General features: G+C 36.5%; 17 protein-coding genes and 1 pseudogene. 11 read left to right on the top strand and 7 right to left on the bottom strand.

The genetic code is table 11. The features are described from left to right. Positions 1–12: 12 nt before the first annotated feature. From ACQKTA_RS11435 to ACQKTA_RS11445, 3 genes and pseudogenes are all read left to right on the top strand, one after another. Positions 13–180: pseudogene (locus ACQKTA_RS11435) on the top strand (MucBP domain-containing protein); the annotation flags it as partial. 93 nt (positions 181–273) lie between these two features. Next, the gene (locus ACQKTA_RS11440; protein WP_427814808.1) at positions 274–492 is read left to right on the top strand and encodes an LPXTG cell wall anchor domain-containing protein; all 219 of its coding nucleotides are present in this window, start codon (positions 274–276) and stop codon (positions 490–492) included. A 309-nt stretch (positions 493–801) separates the two neighbouring features. After that, entirely contained in the window at positions 802–1146 is a 345-nt protein-coding gene (locus ACQKTA_RS11445; protein ID WP_427814809.1) for a hypothetical protein, read from the top strand. A 71-nt stretch (positions 1147–1217) separates the two neighbouring features. Here ACQKTA_RS11445 and ACQKTA_RS11450 read toward each other — a convergent pair whose 3' ends face one another. Together ACQKTA_RS11450 and ACQKTA_RS11455 are read right to left on the bottom strand one after the other, a co-directional pair. Then, on the bottom strand, positions 1218–2306 hold the full coding sequence (locus ACQKTA_RS11450; protein WP_332581693.1) for an iron-containing alcohol dehydrogenase family protein: 1089 nt from the start codon (positions 2304–2306) through the stop codon (positions 1218–1220). Beyond that, complete coding sequence (locus tag ACQKTA_RS11455) at positions 2254–3243, bottom strand: bile acid:sodium symporter family protein (RefSeq protein ID WP_427814810.1); 990 nt, start codon at positions 3241–3243, stop codon at positions 2254–2256. The genes ACQKTA_RS11450 and ACQKTA_RS11455 overlap by 53 nt, the downstream gene beginning before the upstream one ends. A 580-nt stretch (positions 3244–3823) precedes the next feature. Here ACQKTA_RS11455 and ACQKTA_RS11460 point away from each other — a divergent pair. Together ACQKTA_RS11460 and ACQKTA_RS11465 are read left to right on the top strand one after the other, a co-directional pair. Then, a complete protein-coding gene (locus ACQKTA_RS11460; RefSeq protein ID WP_407855338.1) occupies positions 3824–4105 on the top strand; it encodes a metal-sensing transcriptional repressor in 282 nt (93 codons plus the stop codon). Positions 4106–4118: 13 nt separating this feature from the next. Further along, complete coding sequence (locus ACQKTA_RS11465) at positions 4119–5453, top strand: MATE family efflux transporter (RefSeq protein WP_427814811.1); 1335 nt, start codon at positions 4119–4121, stop codon at positions 5451–5453. On the opposite strand, the gene ACQKTA_RS11470 is transcribed toward ACQKTA_RS11465, so the two are convergent. Together ACQKTA_RS11470 and ACQKTA_RS11475 are read right to left on the bottom strand one after the other, a co-directional pair. Further along, positions 5450–6325, bottom strand: a complete 876-nt coding sequence (locus tag ACQKTA_RS11470) for a cation diffusion facilitator family transporter (RefSeq protein ID WP_427814812.1) — start codon at positions 6323–6325, stop codon at positions 5450–5452. The genes ACQKTA_RS11465 and ACQKTA_RS11470 overlap by 4 nt on opposite strands. Before the next feature lie 130 nt (positions 6326–6455). Further along, positions 6456–7139 carry a hypothetical protein gene (locus tag ACQKTA_RS11475; RefSeq protein WP_427814813.1) on the bottom strand — a complete coding sequence of 228 codons (684 nt, stop codon included), beginning with the start codon at positions 7137–7139 and terminating at the stop codon, positions 6456–6458. 525 nt (positions 7140–7664) lie between these two features. Between ACQKTA_RS11475 and ACQKTA_RS11480 the strand changes: the two genes are divergently transcribed. The 3 genes from ACQKTA_RS11480 to ACQKTA_RS11490 all read left to right on the top strand — a co-directional run bounded on the left by ACQKTA_RS11480 (position 7665) and on the right by ACQKTA_RS11490 (position 9041). Then, on the top strand, positions 7665–8057 hold the full coding sequence (locus ACQKTA_RS11480; protein WP_427814814.1) for a hypothetical protein: 393 nt from the start codon (positions 7665–7667) through the stop codon (positions 8055–8057). Positions 8058–8411: 354 nt separating this feature from the next. Continuing rightward, complete coding sequence (locus ACQKTA_RS11485) at positions 8412–8804, top strand: GNAT family N-acetyltransferase (protein ID WP_427814815.1); 393 nt, start codon at positions 8412–8414, stop codon at positions 8802–8804. A gap of 75 nt (positions 8805–8879) precedes the next feature. Further along, entirely contained in the window at positions 8880–9041 is a 162-nt protein-coding gene (locus ACQKTA_RS11490; protein ID WP_427814816.1) for a hypothetical protein, read from the top strand. A 37-nt stretch (positions 9042–9078) separates the two neighbouring features. Here ACQKTA_RS11490 and lysS read toward each other — a convergent pair whose 3' ends face one another. From lysS to ACQKTA_RS11505, 3 genes are all read right to left on the bottom strand, one after another. Beyond that, complete coding sequence (lysS, locus tag ACQKTA_RS11495) at positions 9079–10647, bottom strand: lysine--tRNA ligase (RefSeq protein ID WP_427814817.1); 1569 nt, start codon at positions 10645–10647, stop codon at positions 9079–9081. A gap of 145 nt (positions 10648–10792) precedes the next feature. Continuing rightward, positions 10793–11092: a YrhK family protein gene (locus tag ACQKTA_RS11500; RefSeq protein WP_427814818.1), complete on the bottom strand. Its 300-nt coding sequence runs from the start codon at positions 11090–11092 to the stop codon at positions 10793–10795. Between the two features lie 186 nt (positions 11093–11278). Further along, positions 11279–12628, bottom strand: a complete 1350-nt coding sequence (locus tag ACQKTA_RS11505; RefSeq protein ID WP_427814819.1) for an MATE family efflux transporter — start codon at positions 12626–12628, stop codon at positions 11279–11281. A 145-nt stretch (positions 12629–12773) separates the two neighbouring features. Between ACQKTA_RS11505 and ACQKTA_RS11510 the strand changes: the two genes are divergently transcribed. The 3 genes from ACQKTA_RS11510 (at position 12774) to ACQKTA_RS11520 (ending at position 16343) form a co-directional block, all read left to right on the top strand. Further along, positions 12774–13409: a TetR/AcrR family transcriptional regulator gene (locus tag ACQKTA_RS11510; RefSeq protein ID WP_427814820.1), complete on the top strand. Its 636-nt coding sequence runs from the start codon at positions 12774–12776 to the stop codon at positions 13407–13409. 209 nt (positions 13410–13618) lie between these two features. Next, entirely contained in the window at positions 13619–14482 is an 864-nt protein-coding gene (locus ACQKTA_RS11515) for an HNH endonuclease (RefSeq protein WP_427814821.1), read from the top strand. 103 nt (positions 14483–14585) lie between these two features. After that, positions 14586–16343 (top strand): DUF2075 domain-containing protein, encoded by a 1758-nt coding sequence (locus tag ACQKTA_RS11520; protein ID WP_427814822.1) that lies wholly within the window; start codon positions 14586–14588, stop codon positions 16341–16343. The last annotated feature ends 27 nt before the right edge of the window (positions 16344–16370 follow it).

The raw sequence follows: 16370 nt of genomic DNA on the forward strand, positions 1-16370 counted from the left end.
GCAGGTAAAGTAATTGTAAATTACCAAGATGTTGATGGAAAAACTATCCATAATGCTATTACAAAGCAAGGAGAAATCGGAGAAAAATACTCAACCGAAAAATTAAATATTAAAGGCTATACATTTAAAGAGATTAAAGGAAATGCTACTGGCGTATTTACTGATGTAGATCAAGTTATTACGTATCTTTATGTAAAAGATACAGTAAAAGAAGAAAATAGTAAGGTAGATAAAGATACGAATGGAGGTCTAGATAAAAAAGCAACTAATCAATTGATAAATCGTCCTGGGGCATTGGGTAACCAATTAAATCAAAATATTATTAAAAATAATGAGAGAAATTCTAAGGCTCAAGTTACTTCAGATAATAAGGAATATCCTAAAACGGGTGAAAGCCAAAGTAATCTATTTACTATTTTAGGAGCAGTTGTACTGCTTGCTTTAAGTAGTTTATATTATTGGAAGAAGTCTAAAGATGCAGCAAATAGCTAATTTTTAATATATACTAAGTATCTGAGGTGTTTATAAAGAATCATTATTTTAATTCAGATAAAAAAGTATCCCTTAAAAGAAAAAGGGATACTTTTTTTATTTTAAATAAACTTGATCAGCAATATGCTTATGTGGATATATTTGAGTGATTTTACTTAGATAGAGTATATTTTTAAATAACTAGACATAAAAGAATAGAACGAGATAGGAAGTCTATAGATACTTATCTACTTTCGCGAAAGGGTTAAAATAACATTAAAGTAACTTTTTATGTTTTTATATAATTTTTAAAATAGACAAGTGTTGAAGATGATCAAATTATATGGTTTCCTTATAAAGAACTATTTTTATTTTATGAATAAGGGAGTGTCTTTTTTGAAAAAGGGGTTAGTTAGATTATTAATAATGGGTAGTATAATTGGTAGTATTTGTATAGGAAACATAGCATATGCAAAAACAATCGTTTATCCTAAGACAAATCATTCTGCCACTGAAATGTACCAAAAAGGAACAGACTTTCTTGGAGGCAATCCGGGTAGAAAAGGAAATTCTGGGAAATTTGGTAAATCTGGTAACCTTGGAGTTGCTGGGATAAAAGGAAATCCAGGAAAAAAAGGGAATGATGGAAAAGGCTGCTTTATTATTACTTATTAGATCAATAAAGAAGCTGTTCTCAACTACTGAATAAAAAAAGCCCTAATTCTCTAGAGAATTAGGGCTTTTTATCATCCGATTCTTGTTTCTTCGGCTACTTTGTGAGCTTCCACATCCATAATGGCTTGTTCGAACATGGCTCGAGTGATTTCATAAGGACTATGAACGATGTCATTGGTCGTCATTGCTTTGTCTAAAATAGCGGTCAAATCTGAAGTTGTATTTAGATTCATTTCAGCTAAGGAGACAGGCAAGTTATTTTCTTGCATGAATTGGTAGATGCGTTCAAAAAGTTCTTCTTGTTGATCGAGTTTCAGTAGGGCTAAGACGCCATAACTGACAGAAGCTCCGTGTAGGTATTCTTCCATTTTTTTCAAGACGGTCGTCCCATAATAGAAGGAATGTGCCATTGAAGAATTGTAATCATTGATCACCAAAACAGAAACCAATCCCGTCGTCACGATGATCTCAGAAACGACTTGCTCGATCGCATAGGATGCTTTTCCTTCAGCACTGTCTTTTAATGCTTGAGTTCCATAGTCCAACAAGCGGTCGGTACACATTTTTCCAATTTGAATCCCTAAGCCATCCGTATGGTTCAGTTGGTCGCCCCGAGCAGAAAAACTTGATTCGACTTGTTTTGAAAGAGCGTCACCGATACCAGCCCATAGGTATTTATCAGGAGCTGCAGCAATAATTGCGGTATCAATAAAGGCATGTGTCGGTGGTTTAGATGGAAAGAAGAGACCTTGCATTTCGCCTGTTTCAGTATACATAACACATACAGCAGTTACCGGTGAACAATTTGACCCGATCGTTGGAAAAGTAAAAACGGGTTTTCCAATTTTTTCGCCCACGACTTTAACCGTATCACAGACACGACCTCCGCCGACTGCAAATAATACATCAGCTGTTTGGACTGCTTGGGAATTGGCTAACGCATCAACATTCTCATATGTTGAGTTGCCGCCGTACCAAAGGGTATCCGTTAATTCAATATCTGTTGTGATGGCGGATGTAATTTTTTGTTCTGCTGCGGCTAAAGCTTTTTTTCCGCCGATCATAACGGCTTTTTTTCCGTAAGCTTGAACGATTTCAGTGATGTGATTATAGGCGTCTGTACCGATAGTATAGCTTGGTAAAAAAATTGTTTGACTCATATACTTTTCCTTCTTTCTTTGCGACTAGGTTAGCGAGAATCGGACCAGTGATTTGATGGATCACCATGCCCACGGCAGCGGGAGTGACAGCAGCAGGAATGGTAGCAAAATGAGCTGTGGCGAGTGAAATCGCTAAGCCGGTATTTTTCATTCCTAATTGGAACATGATCGATCGGGCTTGTTTGGCACTGACACCTAGCAGGCGGCTCAAGCCATATCCAGCACCATAACCGAACAAATTATGAATCAAGACTAGTAAGATCAAAATCAATCCTGACTGAACAATGACAGAACCATTTTTAGCAACGGTCCCTGCAACGATCAATAAGATACTGACGGAAGAAACTAAGACAAATGTTTGCAGCCACTGTTCAATATATTTAGCGATTAGTTTATGCACGATAACGCCTAAAACAATTGGAACTAAAACCATCTGCAAAACAGACAGCAGCATTTGTACAAATGAAATATGCGTGTATTTTCCTGCCAAGATAAAAGTTAAAAAAGGTGTTACGACAGTCGCCAATAAAGTAGAGATGGTGGTCATGGAGACTGTCAAAGCAACATCACCTTTTCCAATGAAAGTCATCACATTGCTGGCTGTCCCGCCAGAAACGGAGCCAAGTAATACAAAGCCGATAATCAAGCCAGATGACAGTCCAAATAGTTGAGCCAATCCGTAAGCGACCAATGGACTGATCGTGAATTGAAAAATCACACCGAGGATAAAGGCCTTGGGTTGGACTACGACCATTTTAAAAGCATCAAAATTTAGAGTCATCCCCATACAAAACATGATGATACTCAATAAATTTGTTGTTCGAGCGGGGATCCATAGAAACGGCTGAGGGAAAAAATAAGAAACGATCATCAATAAAATCATAATGTAAATCAGGTACTTGTTAACAAAAGCAGCAATCGCATTAACGGTTTTCATATGAGGTTTCTTCCTTCCAAATCCTGTTGGCCGCAAAGAAAGCAGTAGGCCAAAAGAATCGACTTTAGAGTGGTGGAACACGAAATCGTTCGTTTTATTAAACGGCGTTCAAAAGCTAATTGATCAAAAATAGGTATAAAAAAACATTCCATCAAAGAAGTAAGTTCTTCTTTTTGATGCAATGTGAATAGGGACTTTTTGATTGATCACTCAAAAAAGTCCCTAGCATAATAAAATAATGACGGCAGTTGATAGATTTTGAGTGCGTTTCATGGTCTTCACCTCCTTGTTCGGAATTTTCGGAATATTTAAATTAATTTCTTATCAGTCTACAGACGGACAAGGACTTTGTCAACATTTTATTCATAACTTTTGTCATTTTTTCTATAAAATGACAAAAAATCGCGAATGATGATAATGGTCTTTCTATATAATGTACGGCAAAAAGATCGGGAATAAATAAAAAGTAAAAAGATAGCCTTCTAAATTTGTAAGTCGTTGACTTTAGATAAAGAGAGGACTAAACTTCTTATATGGGGTATGGGGGTATATGCCATATCTTGAAAAGGAGGAAGACAATATGTCACATCAACCAGATCATCAAGTAGAGAATCTTGTAAAACGGATCAATCGCATTGAAGGGCAAATCGGCGGAATCAAAAAAATGATCGTCGAAGAAAAACCGTTCGATGAAGTCATCATACAATTAAATTCAGCGAAATCAGCTTTACAAAAAATTTCGCAGATATTATTAGAAGCGCACGCGGATCATACATTTATGAATGCAATCGAAAGTGGAAAAGCTGAATCGGAATTAGAAAGTTTACGTAAAGCGATCCATCAGTACAGCAAGCTGCTGTAAGAGAGGTGATCAGATGGAGTCATTGAAAGAAAATAAATTATTACAATTAGCGATTCCCGCAACTATCGAAAATTTATTACAGACAGCGGTCGGATTTGTAGATGCTTTGATGGTATCAAAAATCGGATTGATCGCAGTTACAGCGGTGGGAATCGCAAATACGATCTTAAATGTCTATTTAGCTCTATTTATTGCTTTAGGTGTAGGGGCTTCGGCCTTGATCGCACAGAAAATTGGCGGTAAAAGACAAGCGGAAGCGACAAGTATAGCCAATCAAGCAGTACTTTTAACAGTAGCGATCAGTCTAGTATTAGGAATGCTTTCGCTCTTTTTTGGAAATCCTTTACTAAAAGTGATGGGCGCCTCAGCTTCGGTCCTTCATGAAGCACTGAAATTTTTTATGGTTGTTGGCGGCGCGGCAGTCGTAATGGGTTTGATGACGATTTTTGGTAGTATTTTGCGGGCGACAGGTGATACCAAATCACCAATGAAAGTCAGTGTCGTCGTTAATTTAAGTAATATTGTTTTAGATTATATCTTGATTTTTGGATTGGGACCGATCCCGGCTTTGGGTATTTTAGGAACAGCGTTGGGAACAGTTATCGCTCGCTGTTTAGGATGTTTTTTACTCTATCGTAAAGTCCAATCCTCAAGCAGTCCCTTAGATTGGTCTCGTTTTTTTTCACTTAAAGGCTTTCGACCGTTGATCGAATTATCGATCCCTGCAACTTTGGAACGCTTGGTGATGCGCTTAGGTCAAGTCCTTTATTTTGGTTTGATCGTCAGTATCGGAGCCAAGACATTTGCGGCACATTCCATCGCAGGAAATATTGAAAGTTTTACTTATATGCCGGCTTATGGACTGGCAACTGCTGCAACGACTTTGGTCGGTCATGCGATTGGGGCGAACAATCCTTTATTAGCCAAAAAATATGGTTATAATGCCGCAAAATACGGTGTGATTTTCATGTCTTTTTTAGGAGTTGTTTTATTTTTTGGTTCCCCTTTTTTTGCCAGTTTATTTACCCACGATCACTCAGCTATTCAGCAAATCGTCACGGCTTTACGAATCGACGCTTTTGCACAACCTGGGCTTGCGATCAGTTTGATCACTGTTGGATCGCTCCAAGGAATGGGCGATACACGTTCCCCTTTGTACAGTACAGCTGTTGGAATGTGGGGCATTCGGGTCGTCGGTGTAATTGTTTTAGCGAAATATTTAAGTTTAGGAATCGCCGGTATTTGGTTATCGATCGCTTTGGATCTGTACTTGCGCTCGATTTTTTTAGTCTATAAATTCAATCGCAATCTTAAAATAATCAATGAAAAAGAACCCTTCGAGTCTTAAGACTCGGAGGGTTCTATGTGTACATCAGTCTCAAAAATTTGAAACTCTTCTTGTAATAGTTCCTCAATCTGATCTGCAATGTCATGACTTTCTTTGACGGTCAGCTGTGGATTCATCGTGACGGTGACATCCAAATAAATATTAGCCCCATAACTCCTACCTTTAATACTTTTGACTGCTCGGATCTCTGGCAGTTGTTCGATCGCACGCGTATAGCGAGTCAATTGGGTTTCATCAAACCCGTCTGAAAGTGAGAAGACACTGTCGCGAAAAATATCGATCGCGGTTTTTAAAATCAACAAGGCAACAACGATCGCAGCAGCACTATCCAACCAACCTAAATTGAACGAAGCGCCGAAGACAGCAACGGCGGTCCCGATACTTGTCCAAGCATCACTACGATTGTCTTTGGCAGCAGCTAGCAGACCGGAACTTTGGACTTCTTCGGATAAGCGCTTGTTAAAGAAATAAACAGCGTACATCACGATTGCTGAAAAAATTCCCACGATTGCTGCAGTCATATCTGGTGATTCCGTTTTATGCTGGATCACTGATTGTACCGAACTATATAAGACTTCCAGTCCCACTAACAACATGATGAACGAGGTCGCTAAACTGGCGACATTTTCGGCTTTCCAATGACCATAGCGATGTTCAGCATCTGCCGGTTTACGCGAAATCCTTAAGCCGATCAAAACAGCGATTGAAGCTAAGATATCCGTAAAGTTATTCAAACCGTCCGCGCGTAATGCTTCTGAATGCGCCAGATCAGCAACCGTCAGTTTTAAGATCGAGATCAAAATGTAAGCTACGATACTGATGATCGCACCTAATTCGGCTTTTTTTAATTGTTCATAGCGATTATTTACCATTAGTTTAAACACCCCAAAAATTAAAATGTTTTATCACTATACACTTTTTGATTGGGGAAAAACAAGGATTTTGACAAACTATAATTATTTTGGGACAGCTAAAATAAAGCCTAGGACGCCATAGTTTTTATCACCATAAAGACCAATCGATTTCTGTTGGCTCCGCTTCTAATTTTTCATAGCGTGCCAGAAAAGTAACTTTAGTATAGTGCCGACTAAAAGCGGTAATGGGATGTGTGAATTGAGATAACAGCGGACGTTTGACTAGTAAACGTGCAAAAGGGGTATTAGGTAATTCTAGATAAGCTAAAGGCGTATCGGCTTTTTTGACAAAACGGAATAAATCTCTGCGCAACAAAGCGAGTGCGTAACAAGCTTGGGCGGCGTGGAGTCGGACACTTCGCTGAAGCAATGGTAAAACAAGAGTCGAGCCATCACACAATTCGAGGTAACAACGATTGTCAGCTTGTTTCGTATTCGCGATTTTTAACGGATTGATCCAAATTGTTCGCCGCGTATCTTCGAGTGGCAGTAAAGTAAAAAATGGACAGAGCCACGGTGTTTTGTAGTGGGTGCCGCAGCCTAGAGCATTCAGGTAGCGATGACTATCTTTATACAGAGGAAAACGATGAGCATTTGAAAAATGATTCAAAACAGTCAAACCACTATCGTCACTATGATAGAGCTGCTTGTCCGTAAAAATCAGAACACCGCTATGTTCAGGTATTGGTAAGATCACATTGATTTCATCGACCATCAATGGATCGAAAGGTGTGTAGCTCGTTGAAGTGAAGCTGACCAAAGATCGGACCACTGTCTGTCATCTAAATACTCCGTTTGAACAAATGATTTCATGAATGTTTCCTCCTTCAAAATAGTAATTTCATCTTCACTATAATTCATGCGGTAAAAAACGACACGCCTTCTTTTTTATCAGCAAATTAATAAAAGCAGTCTTTTATCTTTGAGACTGTTTCGCTCTTTTTCCACTATCCATAAACGCTGTTTTTTCTTTAAAGATCTGAATAAAGCAAGTATGTGCTATTTGTAGAAAATGCGTGTAAGTCAAAAACATAAAACTCTTTTATTTATCTATAATTGTTATTTTTATTTTCTTTTAGGTCGTATTATGTTTTTTGAAAAGTCAATTGAATAAAGATTATTGTTTTTTTATTTTTCTTTTTTTATTGAACGGTGTTTGTGAAGTGAACAAAAAAAATTTGGTTTAAAGCTTAGAAATCAAAATTATTTACCGTTTTTTTTCGTATAGCAAATTTTTTGAACACGACATGTCGAAGATTCGTTAGTTAGAGTGAAGCAGGAGAAAGGAGTCGAGCTAATGAATAAGCATCCCTTTACGATTCGCCAATTGTTTCATTTGAAACCAAAAACACTAGAAAAACGAATCACTGTCTTTTATGCAGAAAAAAAAGATGCTGAAACACTGGTTCGATTGATCCTGATGCTCCAAGTCCGTGGAGCATTAGGGAATGAAGAGCTTGAAAATCCGTGTTGCGAGTTGGTTCGCAATCTTTATATAAAGAAAGAATACCGTCAAGTCGCTGCCTTCAAACGCTTTTATTTTCAGTTTGAAGGCTATTTTTCGCATGCAGAATGGCAGGAGATTCTGCAAGAATTGTTTCCATTTTTGCCAAAGTATACGGCTTGGAACCGACTGCACTTATTGCTCCGAATTTATTTAGCAACAAAATATCGGGGCACAGTCCCTTAGTAATGTCCAAAAAATCAGTTGAATGAGAATGATCAGTTTGAGTTCATTTGTTTTTTTATGGAATTATTTTTAAAATTAAAAATAAATATTTTTTAGTTTATGATTTAAATGAAATTATTTATTGACAATGATTAGGTACCGAAGTATACTAAGAACAAGTTAAATATTAGGTACCTAAAAAATAGGTACCGAATTGAAAGAGTTCTACTTAATATTTACACAAAAGATTCCTGCTGATGGGTTTGATAAAAGCAGTAATTGAACCAATAGCAGCTAACGAATCAGATCAACTAAAAAATTTATTTCTCATCTGTTAAGGATAAGAAATTTCTAGGAATACGGAGGACGTTTGCGATGAAGATTGAACAGGCTGAATTATTTAGCAAAGAGCATACTGCCGCCCTAAAATTACGTAAACAACTTTTAGGCGGAAAAATAGATTGGGATCAAGAAAGAAATTTGACAGTTTTTGTAGCAATCGAACAAGGGGAAGTTGTAGGGACAGCCGCGGTGCAATTGTATCCTTTTGGCATTGCCCGCATCCGTCAAGTCGCGGTCTCACCAGAGTACCAAGGTAAAAAAATTGGCGATCAGTTGATGGAACAATGTGAAGAATTTGCTCAAGCACAAGGTCATGTCCGAATTGTTTTGACAGCGCGTAAGACTGCTCAAGCCTTTTATCAAAAAAGAAAGTACAAACCCATTTTTTGGACCTTTAAAAACATACGATCGATTTCGTTTGGATGATAAAAGAAATTGCGATCGCGCCAGTTCCAGCATTATTTCAACAATGACATGAATGAATTTAAAGGAGGAATCAGCATGAAAAAAATCTTTAATAAGCAAATCAAGCAACCGAGTACAGCTACAAAGAAACACACCATTTCTGAATTTGAAAAATTCCGAATCGAATTAGAAGCCAAATCACGATTATTCAAAACTACTTTAGGCATGGTAAATTATCGAGCATATAGCAATAACTAAAAAGATCGAACCCTGAAAACTAGGGCTCGATCTTTTTTTAATTGAAATCTAGTAATTGCTGCAATTTCTCAGGACCTACAACTTTAATCAGTAGAGGAATTCGTGGTCCGTGATCCTGGTTTAACGTTAATTGATAAATAGCGGTAAAAAGTACTTTTTGTTCCATCCGCTTCTCTTTTTTATCTGTTGCATCGGTCAAATCGTAAATGGCTTGCATCAACTCATTCTCATCTAATGTGCTACTAGTTGTTAAGAGATCTTTGAATTTCACGATTTGCGCTTTCACCGGTTCCGTCAACTGTTCATAAACGGCTTGGTTCGGTACTTGGTTGATCGAGACTAAACGAGCCGTCGCATCGTTTTCAATCCAATAACTAGCACGAGATAAGATATGATCGATCGCTTCTGTGTTGTAAGTTGCTTCTTTTAAAAGTAATTCTTTGGCAATAGCAGCATCATTGGCTGTCATTGATAAGATGCTGACAACGTGGTTGAAGCTTGGGTAATTCTGCGTTAAATCGACTCCAGTCAATTGTAGTAATTGCTGATTGTTTTCATCTAGTTCTGAGGTTTTTGCTTTTTGAACTAACCGCTCGAATTCGGAATAATTCCGTAAGACATCATCGTCTAACCCTAAATCAAATTGTGCCTTTGGCTGGTATTTAGCATATAGATATAAAACCAATTCGGGCGTATAGATCGATAATAAATCCGGTAAGGTCAAAATATTGCCCGTTGAGCTGGACATTTTCATTGTCTCACCCTTGATATTGACGAAATCATATGGTTGATATAGCGGGGCTTTCCAATCAAAAATTTCTTTGGCGATCGCTTTGGCTACATCGAAGCTTCCATTTTTTGACGAATGATCTTTGCCACCGGGTTCAAAAGCAACTTTTTCATAGCGCCAACGCATCGGCCAATCGACCTTCCAATGAAGCTTGATGTGCTGATGCTGTCCAATCGTTTGAGTACCCGCATGTCCGCATTTTTTACATTCATAGGACAACGTTTGAGTCGCTTCATCATAGTTAGTAATCGTCGTACTATCATGTCCGCATTGGTCACAATATAAAGAAACAGGGTAGTAGTTTTCCCGCTCGGCATCATTTGCAGGTTCCGTCCGAAAACGACTTAGAATATCATAGATTTCTTTTCGTTTAGTTAAGACTAGTGCAAGCTCTTCGTCATAAGCTCCGCCTTCGTAACGTTTCGTTTCAAAAATAAATGTTGGTCGAATATTTAATTTTGCTAAATCATCAATGAATAGCTGCTCAAAGTAATCCCCATAGGAAACGGCATTTGTATCTGTACCTGCTGGAGGAGCGACCTTTGTATACGGCAAGCCAATATTTTCTTCTGCCACCCCGTTGACATTTTTCGGAATCTTCCGCAGGCGATCATAATCATCCCAAGATAAAATATATCGAGGCGCTGCACCTAGATTCTTCAGTGCCTGTGTCACGAAATATGTTGTAGCGATCTCGCGAAAATTTCCAACGTGGACATACCCAGAAGGGCTGACACCTGATGCACAAGTAATTGGTGCTTGGTCATCCTTATGTTTTTCAATCAATTCATTTGCAATTTGAAAAGCCCAATGCATAAAAGTACCTCCTCCAATAAAGCTTAGTCAGCTCTAATTATTTATACTGTTATTGTATCATTCTAGCAAAATAAGTAGGAGCGAGAACCATTGGTAAAAAATTTGCTGTGTAAAAGGTACTATCAGGTGTATCGAACTTTTTTAATTATTTTGAATCTTCTTTCCAATCATCGTAGACAAAAATATTTTTGATGATTCGTAAAATGGGGCGGATCGTTAGAAAAATGGCACCAGTAAGATAGAAATACATCCCGATACGATCAGGGATCGGTGTCAAAGAAGCGACACTCCCGATAATGTAAAAGAAACCAGTCAATAGATCCACTGTTAATGACAGAATCGAGTAACGATTTTGAAAATACAATCGGAACCGTTTCCCCTGGATCTCGATATCTTCTTCCAGCACCGACTCAACTTCGTGGGACTTACGTTTTATTTTTGGCATGACAATCATCAAACCTTTCCAGAATTGTCGTAAACGTATATTGTACTAGCGATTCACTCAAAACAATAACTATCAGCCCATAAACGAAGAAATCTGGTGGAATGTAAGGGAAAGTTAAGGTTGGAGGCTTAGCTATTTCTTACTCGAACTAAAAAAATATCGGCAGATCACCGGTATTTTGTATGCTCAAGCGGTATGAAAATCTTTTCGATAATAGAAATAGAAGCCGACCCCAATCAAAAAGGCGATGAATTCAGTTACTGTAGACGCCCAGACAAGTCCGTGCAAACCAAAATTACTATTCATATACAGGATGATTGGAATGATCAATAAACTTTGGATGATTGAGATAATGATCGTAGGCAACCCTTTGCCGGTTCCTTGAAACATCCCCAAAATCAAGCCTGCAAAACCATTAAAAATCGTTGTCGCAAGCGATGCAGTCAAAATATATTCCCCAACTTGAACCAAACTTGAACTATCAGTGAATAAACCTAAAATCGGATAACGGAAAAGGTAAGTCAATGAGACAAACACAAAGACGATCAAGGTAATAAAAGCACAGGCTGTTTTGAAACTAGCGTTTAAGCGTTCTTTGTTTTTACTTGAATAGTTGTAAGCAAATAAAGGAATCACACCAAAGAAAATGCCCATGACTAAAAATTGTGGCACTTGTACTAAACGAGTGGCGATCCCAAAACCAGCTACTACATCGTCACCATAACGAACAGCGTAGATATTCAATAATAAGGTTGAAATAATCATAAATCCAGAATTCATCAATTCAGAAACCCCGATTTTCAAGACTTCGATTTGATCTTTTAATGATAAAAAGATATGACTAGCAAAACCTTTCAAGTGTTCGCTTTTGCTAGATAAATAATAAAGATAATACAACATAGAAGCTAAATTAGCAGCGCCGATCGCTAATGCCGCACCAATTACATGCAGATGTAAAAACAAAATCAATAACGGATCAAAAAGCAAATTCACGCCGACGTTGATGATCATGCCGTACATTGATTCCTTCGCCGCGCCTTCTGAACGTACGACTTGTTCCAAGGTAAAATTGATCGTAGTAGTAAAACCGGTGACTAAAAGAGTCACGACATATTGCCACGCATAACTGTGCATCGCAGCATCAACACCTAATAGTTTTAACAAAGGATTAATCGCAACGACACCGATCACCCCCAATAAAAGAGCAACGATTAAACTCATATAAAAACCATAACCGGCTACTTTTTTTGCCTTCGCGGTATTTTTCACTGCAATCAAACGGGTGATATAGGTACTTGCGCCGACTCCAAACATAGTTCCGATCGCCATCAATGCGATAAATACGGGCGTTCCGATCGTTATTGCTGAGATCATGTGGGTGTTGTGAAGCAAACCGATAAAGTAAGCATTCACGACATTGTAGATCGCACCAACCGATGTACCGATCATCATAGGGACCGATAAATTCAATACCGCCTTCTTCACAGGCGCTTCTTTCAATAAATATTCATTTGAATCGTCCATCATTTGTTCCATTTAAAAAACCTCTTTTCAAAATAAATCTAACACCGTTAGCTTGACTAACGGTGTTAGATTATCATGTCTTATTGAAAGATGCAAGAGAAAAAACTAACACTGTTAGTTTTTCTGGTATAATAACGAGGAGGAGCGTGAAGTTATTTTGAAAAATAAAATGAATGAAGCAGAAATCCTAGCAGCAGCCTGGGAATTATTAGATACTGAAGGACTCGATAATTTCAGCATGCGAAAGTTATCTCAGTTGTTGAATATTAAAGCACCATCTCTTTACTGGTACGTAAAAAGCAAAGAGCAAATTTTTGATAAACTCGCTTCACAAGTCATCAAAGAAGTATTGGAGGAGGTTAATACTGTAGATCAGTGGCAACAACAATTAGCGCTTTACGGTGAGATTCTTTTTCAAAAATTACGGAAATACCCTTATTCCGCGCACTTACTTTTACGGACTACGCCGAATAATCCCGAGCTATTGAAATTAAATAATGAATTATTAAAAGTTATTGACAGCCAACCATTGACAGACGGACAAAAATTCACTAGTATCAATGCCTTTATGAATTACATCATTTCTTTTGAGATCGATTATTTGGCTCAAAAAGAAAATCAAAAAAATATAACCCCCGAAAACGAAAAACAATCACTAGCCGAGTATCCATCTAATGAACCTATCTCACGGATCATGCAAAGCGATGTCCTAGACACACTCGGAAGTAAAGAAGCATTTGAATGGGGACTAACGATTTTTGTGACAGGATTAGGGGCGTTGATTGGAAAGTAAACAAAAATATAGGAACTATTTTTAAGGAACTCGCAAATTTTTATTTGCGAGGTTTTTTTTTTGAAAAATATTTATTAAAATTATTTTAATTATACGTGCTAATAAAAATACTACTAATATAATAAAATCCATTCTGTTTTTAATTAGTTAAAACGATTGAGTTTGTTACAATTGAGTTAATAATATAAAAACGAAAAAGGTGAGTGGGGATGTTAAAAAGTAAAAGTCATTTGAAAAAAGAAAAAAATGAAATAGAAATTGCAGACTTGGAATCCGGTGATGAATTAAGCAATGAGGAGTTAAGGAAAATTTTTAAATGTGCACCACAAGGCGGGATGAGAAGATCAAAAAAAGAAAATGCATTAGTACTTATTTCAGATGAGACTAAACTTTATAAAGATTCATGGAATGGTGAAATCCTACATTATACAGGTATGGGACAGGTTGGTGATCAAGATATAAATTTTAGTCAAAATAAAACGTTAAATCACTCAAAAGAGAACGGGATAAGAGTTTTTCTTTTTGAGGTGTTACAGCCAAAAATATATACTTATCGTGGACTTATTAAACTCATAGCAGAACCCTATCAGGAATTACAATTAGACAAAAATGGGGAAGAACGTGAAGTTTGGAAATTTCCAATTAAGCTATTAGATGATAGTAAAGGCGTAATTCCTACTATTTCAGAATTAAATGAGAATTATAAAGTACGCAAGAAAAATAGTATTAAGCATAATAATCAGGAAATAGAAATAAAAAATAGTAGGTATAAAGGTAAAGTTAGTTCTTATAGAGAAGTAATTAGTACAACTTATGAAAGAGATCCCGATATTATTGAATATGCTAAAAGAAGGGCAAATGGAATTTGTGAATTGTGTGGAATACAACTAGATTTTAAAGATAAGGAAGGACGCCCCTTTTTAGAAACTCACCACATTAAGTGGTTATCCATGGGAGGGGAGGATACGATAGAAAATACGGCTGCTCTTTGCCCCAACTGTCATAAACGAATGCATATAAAAAATGATAGCACAGATGTAGAAAAACTTTATGCTATAAAAAAATTTATTTAAAAGGCTTGTAAAAAAACATATGTATCCTCAGTTAAAAATTGTTTAGATAAATTAATTATCCTAGGATATAATAATATAAAATAGGTATTCACCGAGGTGTAGTATGACATTAGTAAATCCTATAATCTATGAAGTTGGTTATTCGAAAGAAGCACTTAACCATTTAGAAGAAACAATTCAGAATAAAGGAAAAAAAGAACAAAAAGTAATGCTGAACTATCCGACAGTCTACATTGTAAACGATAAAAAAGGTTCATCAAAATACTCAGTTTATGTTGGTGAAACTACCAATATTAAAAGACGAACTGTTGAACATTTAAATGAAATACGTGATGATTGGCAAGAAATATCTGAATCTAGTGAAGCAAGAATGTTTGTAATAGGTCACGAACATTTCAATAAATCATTAACTCTAGACATCGAAAATCGTTTAATGCAGTATCTATCGAGTGTAGAAGCGGTTGATAAATTAAATAATCGTAGGACCAATCCTCAAAATGATTACTATACTTCAGAAGAGTTAGGTAGTATTTTTTCAAAAATTTGGAAGAAATTACAACGAAAGAATAAAGATTTGTTTCCTCTTGAAAGAATAATTAGAGATTCAGCTATCTTTAAAGCGTCGCCTTTTCATAAGTTAACTCGAGAGCAAATGAATGCACGAGAAGATATTATCCTTAAAGTAACTGAAGCATTAAATCGAAATAAAGAAGGACAATTAATCATTATTGAAGGTGAAGCAGGTTCTGGTAAGACTGTTTTGATGAGTAGTTTGTTTTATGAATTAAGCCAACTTGCTTTAGATGAGTCTGAAAATGTAGTTCTCAAGAATACGAGTCAATACTTATTAGTAAATCACGATCAACAATTAAAAGTTTATAAACAAATTGCTTCAAAATTAGGAATTTTATCAAAAAAAAATCCAGATGTTGTTTCTAAACCAACGAGATTTATTAATAATCATTCAACGGATGAAAAGGTAGATATTATCATTGTTGACGAGGCGCATTTATTATGGACTCAAGGAAAACAGTCTTACCGAGGAAAAAACCAGCTCGAAGATCTTTTAAAGAGAGCAAGAGTTGTAGTAGCTGTGCTTGATCGTAACCAAATTCTTTCGCGGGAGCAGTATTGGGATGAACAGGATATGTTAGAAATGATTCATAAAGCTAACTTAGCAAATAACCACATTTATTTGAAAAATCAATTACGAATTAATGCTGATAAAGAAACTATAAATTGGATTCGAAACGTTATTGATAATGGGATAATTGCAAATATACCTATTGATTCTAAAAAATATGCAATTGAAATATTTGATCATCCTGATAAAATGTATCAAAAAATTCGTCAGAAAGCTCAGAATGAAGAATCCGGGATATCTCGTATTTTAGCTACATTTGACTGGGAATATGTGGATAAGAAAAGCCCCAAGAATGAAAAATACTGGAATGTAAAAATTGGTGATTGGCAGTTGCCATGGAATCTACAGCTTCCACAAAATGAAATAGAAAAACAAAAAAATGGTGCACGTGCTTGGGCTGAACAATCCCATACTATCGGAGAAGTAGGGTCAACATTTACAATTCAAGGATTTGACCTTAATTATGCAGGTGTAATTATAGGTCCGTCAGTAAAATATCGAGATGGTAAAATTATTTTTGATAAAACAAAAAGTAAAAATAAAAAGGCAATTCAAAAGCGTACAGGAAAAGATAATGAGAAATTAGATGTATCTGATTTTTTACTTAAAAATGAATTGAATGTTTTGATGACTCGAGGTGTTAATGGTTTATACATTTATGCAGTAGATGAGGAATTGCGTAAGATTTTGAAAAAGGCCCAAAATCAGCTAATTTAGATTAAAATAGTAAAATAAAAAACCCAG

Source organism: Enterococcus sp. 22-H-5-01 (assembly GCF_050310005.1).
In the GTDB taxonomy this organism is placed as follows: domain Bacteria; phylum Bacillota; class Bacilli; order Lactobacillales; family Enterococcaceae; genus Enterococcus_A; species Enterococcus_A hailinensis.

Excerpts from the sequence above, each read along its gene's own strand:
- ACQKTA_RS11485 (WP_427814815.1), top strand. The coding sequence starts at position 8,412 with ATGAAGATTGAACAGGCTGAATTATTTAGCAAAGAGCATACTGCCGCC.
- ACQKTA_RS11460 (WP_407855338.1), top strand. The coding sequence starts at position 3,824 with ATGTCACATCAACCAGATCATCAAGTAGAGAATCTTGTAAAACGGATC.
- ACQKTA_RS11505 (WP_427814819.1), bottom strand. The coding sequence starts at position 12,628 with ATGGAACAAATGATGGACGATTCAAATGAATATTTATTGAAAGAAGCG.
- lysS (WP_427814817.1), bottom strand. The coding sequence starts at position 10,647 with ATGCATTGGGCTTTTCAAATTGCAAATGAATTGATTGAAAAACATAAG.
- ACQKTA_RS11455 (WP_427814810.1), bottom strand. The coding sequence starts at position 3,243 with ATGAAAACCGTTAATGCGATTGCTGCTTTTGTTAACAAGTACCTGATT.
- ACQKTA_RS11500 (WP_427814818.1), bottom strand. The coding sequence starts at position 11,092 with ATGCCAAAAATAAAACGTAAGTCCCACGAAGTTGAGTCGGTGCTGGAA.
- ACQKTA_RS11490 (WP_427814816.1), top strand. The coding sequence starts at position 8,880 with ATGAAAAAAATCTTTAATAAGCAAATCAAGCAACCGAGTACAGCTACA.
- ACQKTA_RS11520 (WP_427814822.1), top strand. The coding sequence starts at position 14,586 with ATGACATTAGTAAATCCTATAATCTATGAAGTTGGTTATTCGAAAGAA.
- ACQKTA_RS11515 (WP_427814821.1), top strand. The coding sequence starts at position 13,619 with ATGTTAAAAAGTAAAAGTCATTTGAAAAAAGAAAAAAATGAAATAGAA.
- ACQKTA_RS11450 (WP_332581693.1), bottom strand. The coding sequence starts at position 2,306 with ATGAGTCAAACAATTTTTTTACCAAGCTATACTATCGGTACAGACGCC.
- ACQKTA_RS11465 (WP_427814811.1), top strand. The coding sequence starts at position 4,119 with ATGGAGTCATTGAAAGAAAATAAATTATTACAATTAGCGATTCCCGCA.
- ACQKTA_RS11470 (WP_427814812.1), bottom strand. The coding sequence starts at position 6,325 with ATGGTAAATAATCGCTATGAACAATTAAAAAAAGCCGAATTAGGTGCG.
- ACQKTA_RS11445 (WP_427814809.1), top strand. The coding sequence starts at position 802 with ATGATCAAATTATATGGTTTCCTTATAAAGAACTATTTTTATTTTATG.
- ACQKTA_RS11480 (WP_427814814.1), top strand. The coding sequence starts at position 7,665 with ATGAATAAGCATCCCTTTACGATTCGCCAATTGTTTCATTTGAAACCA.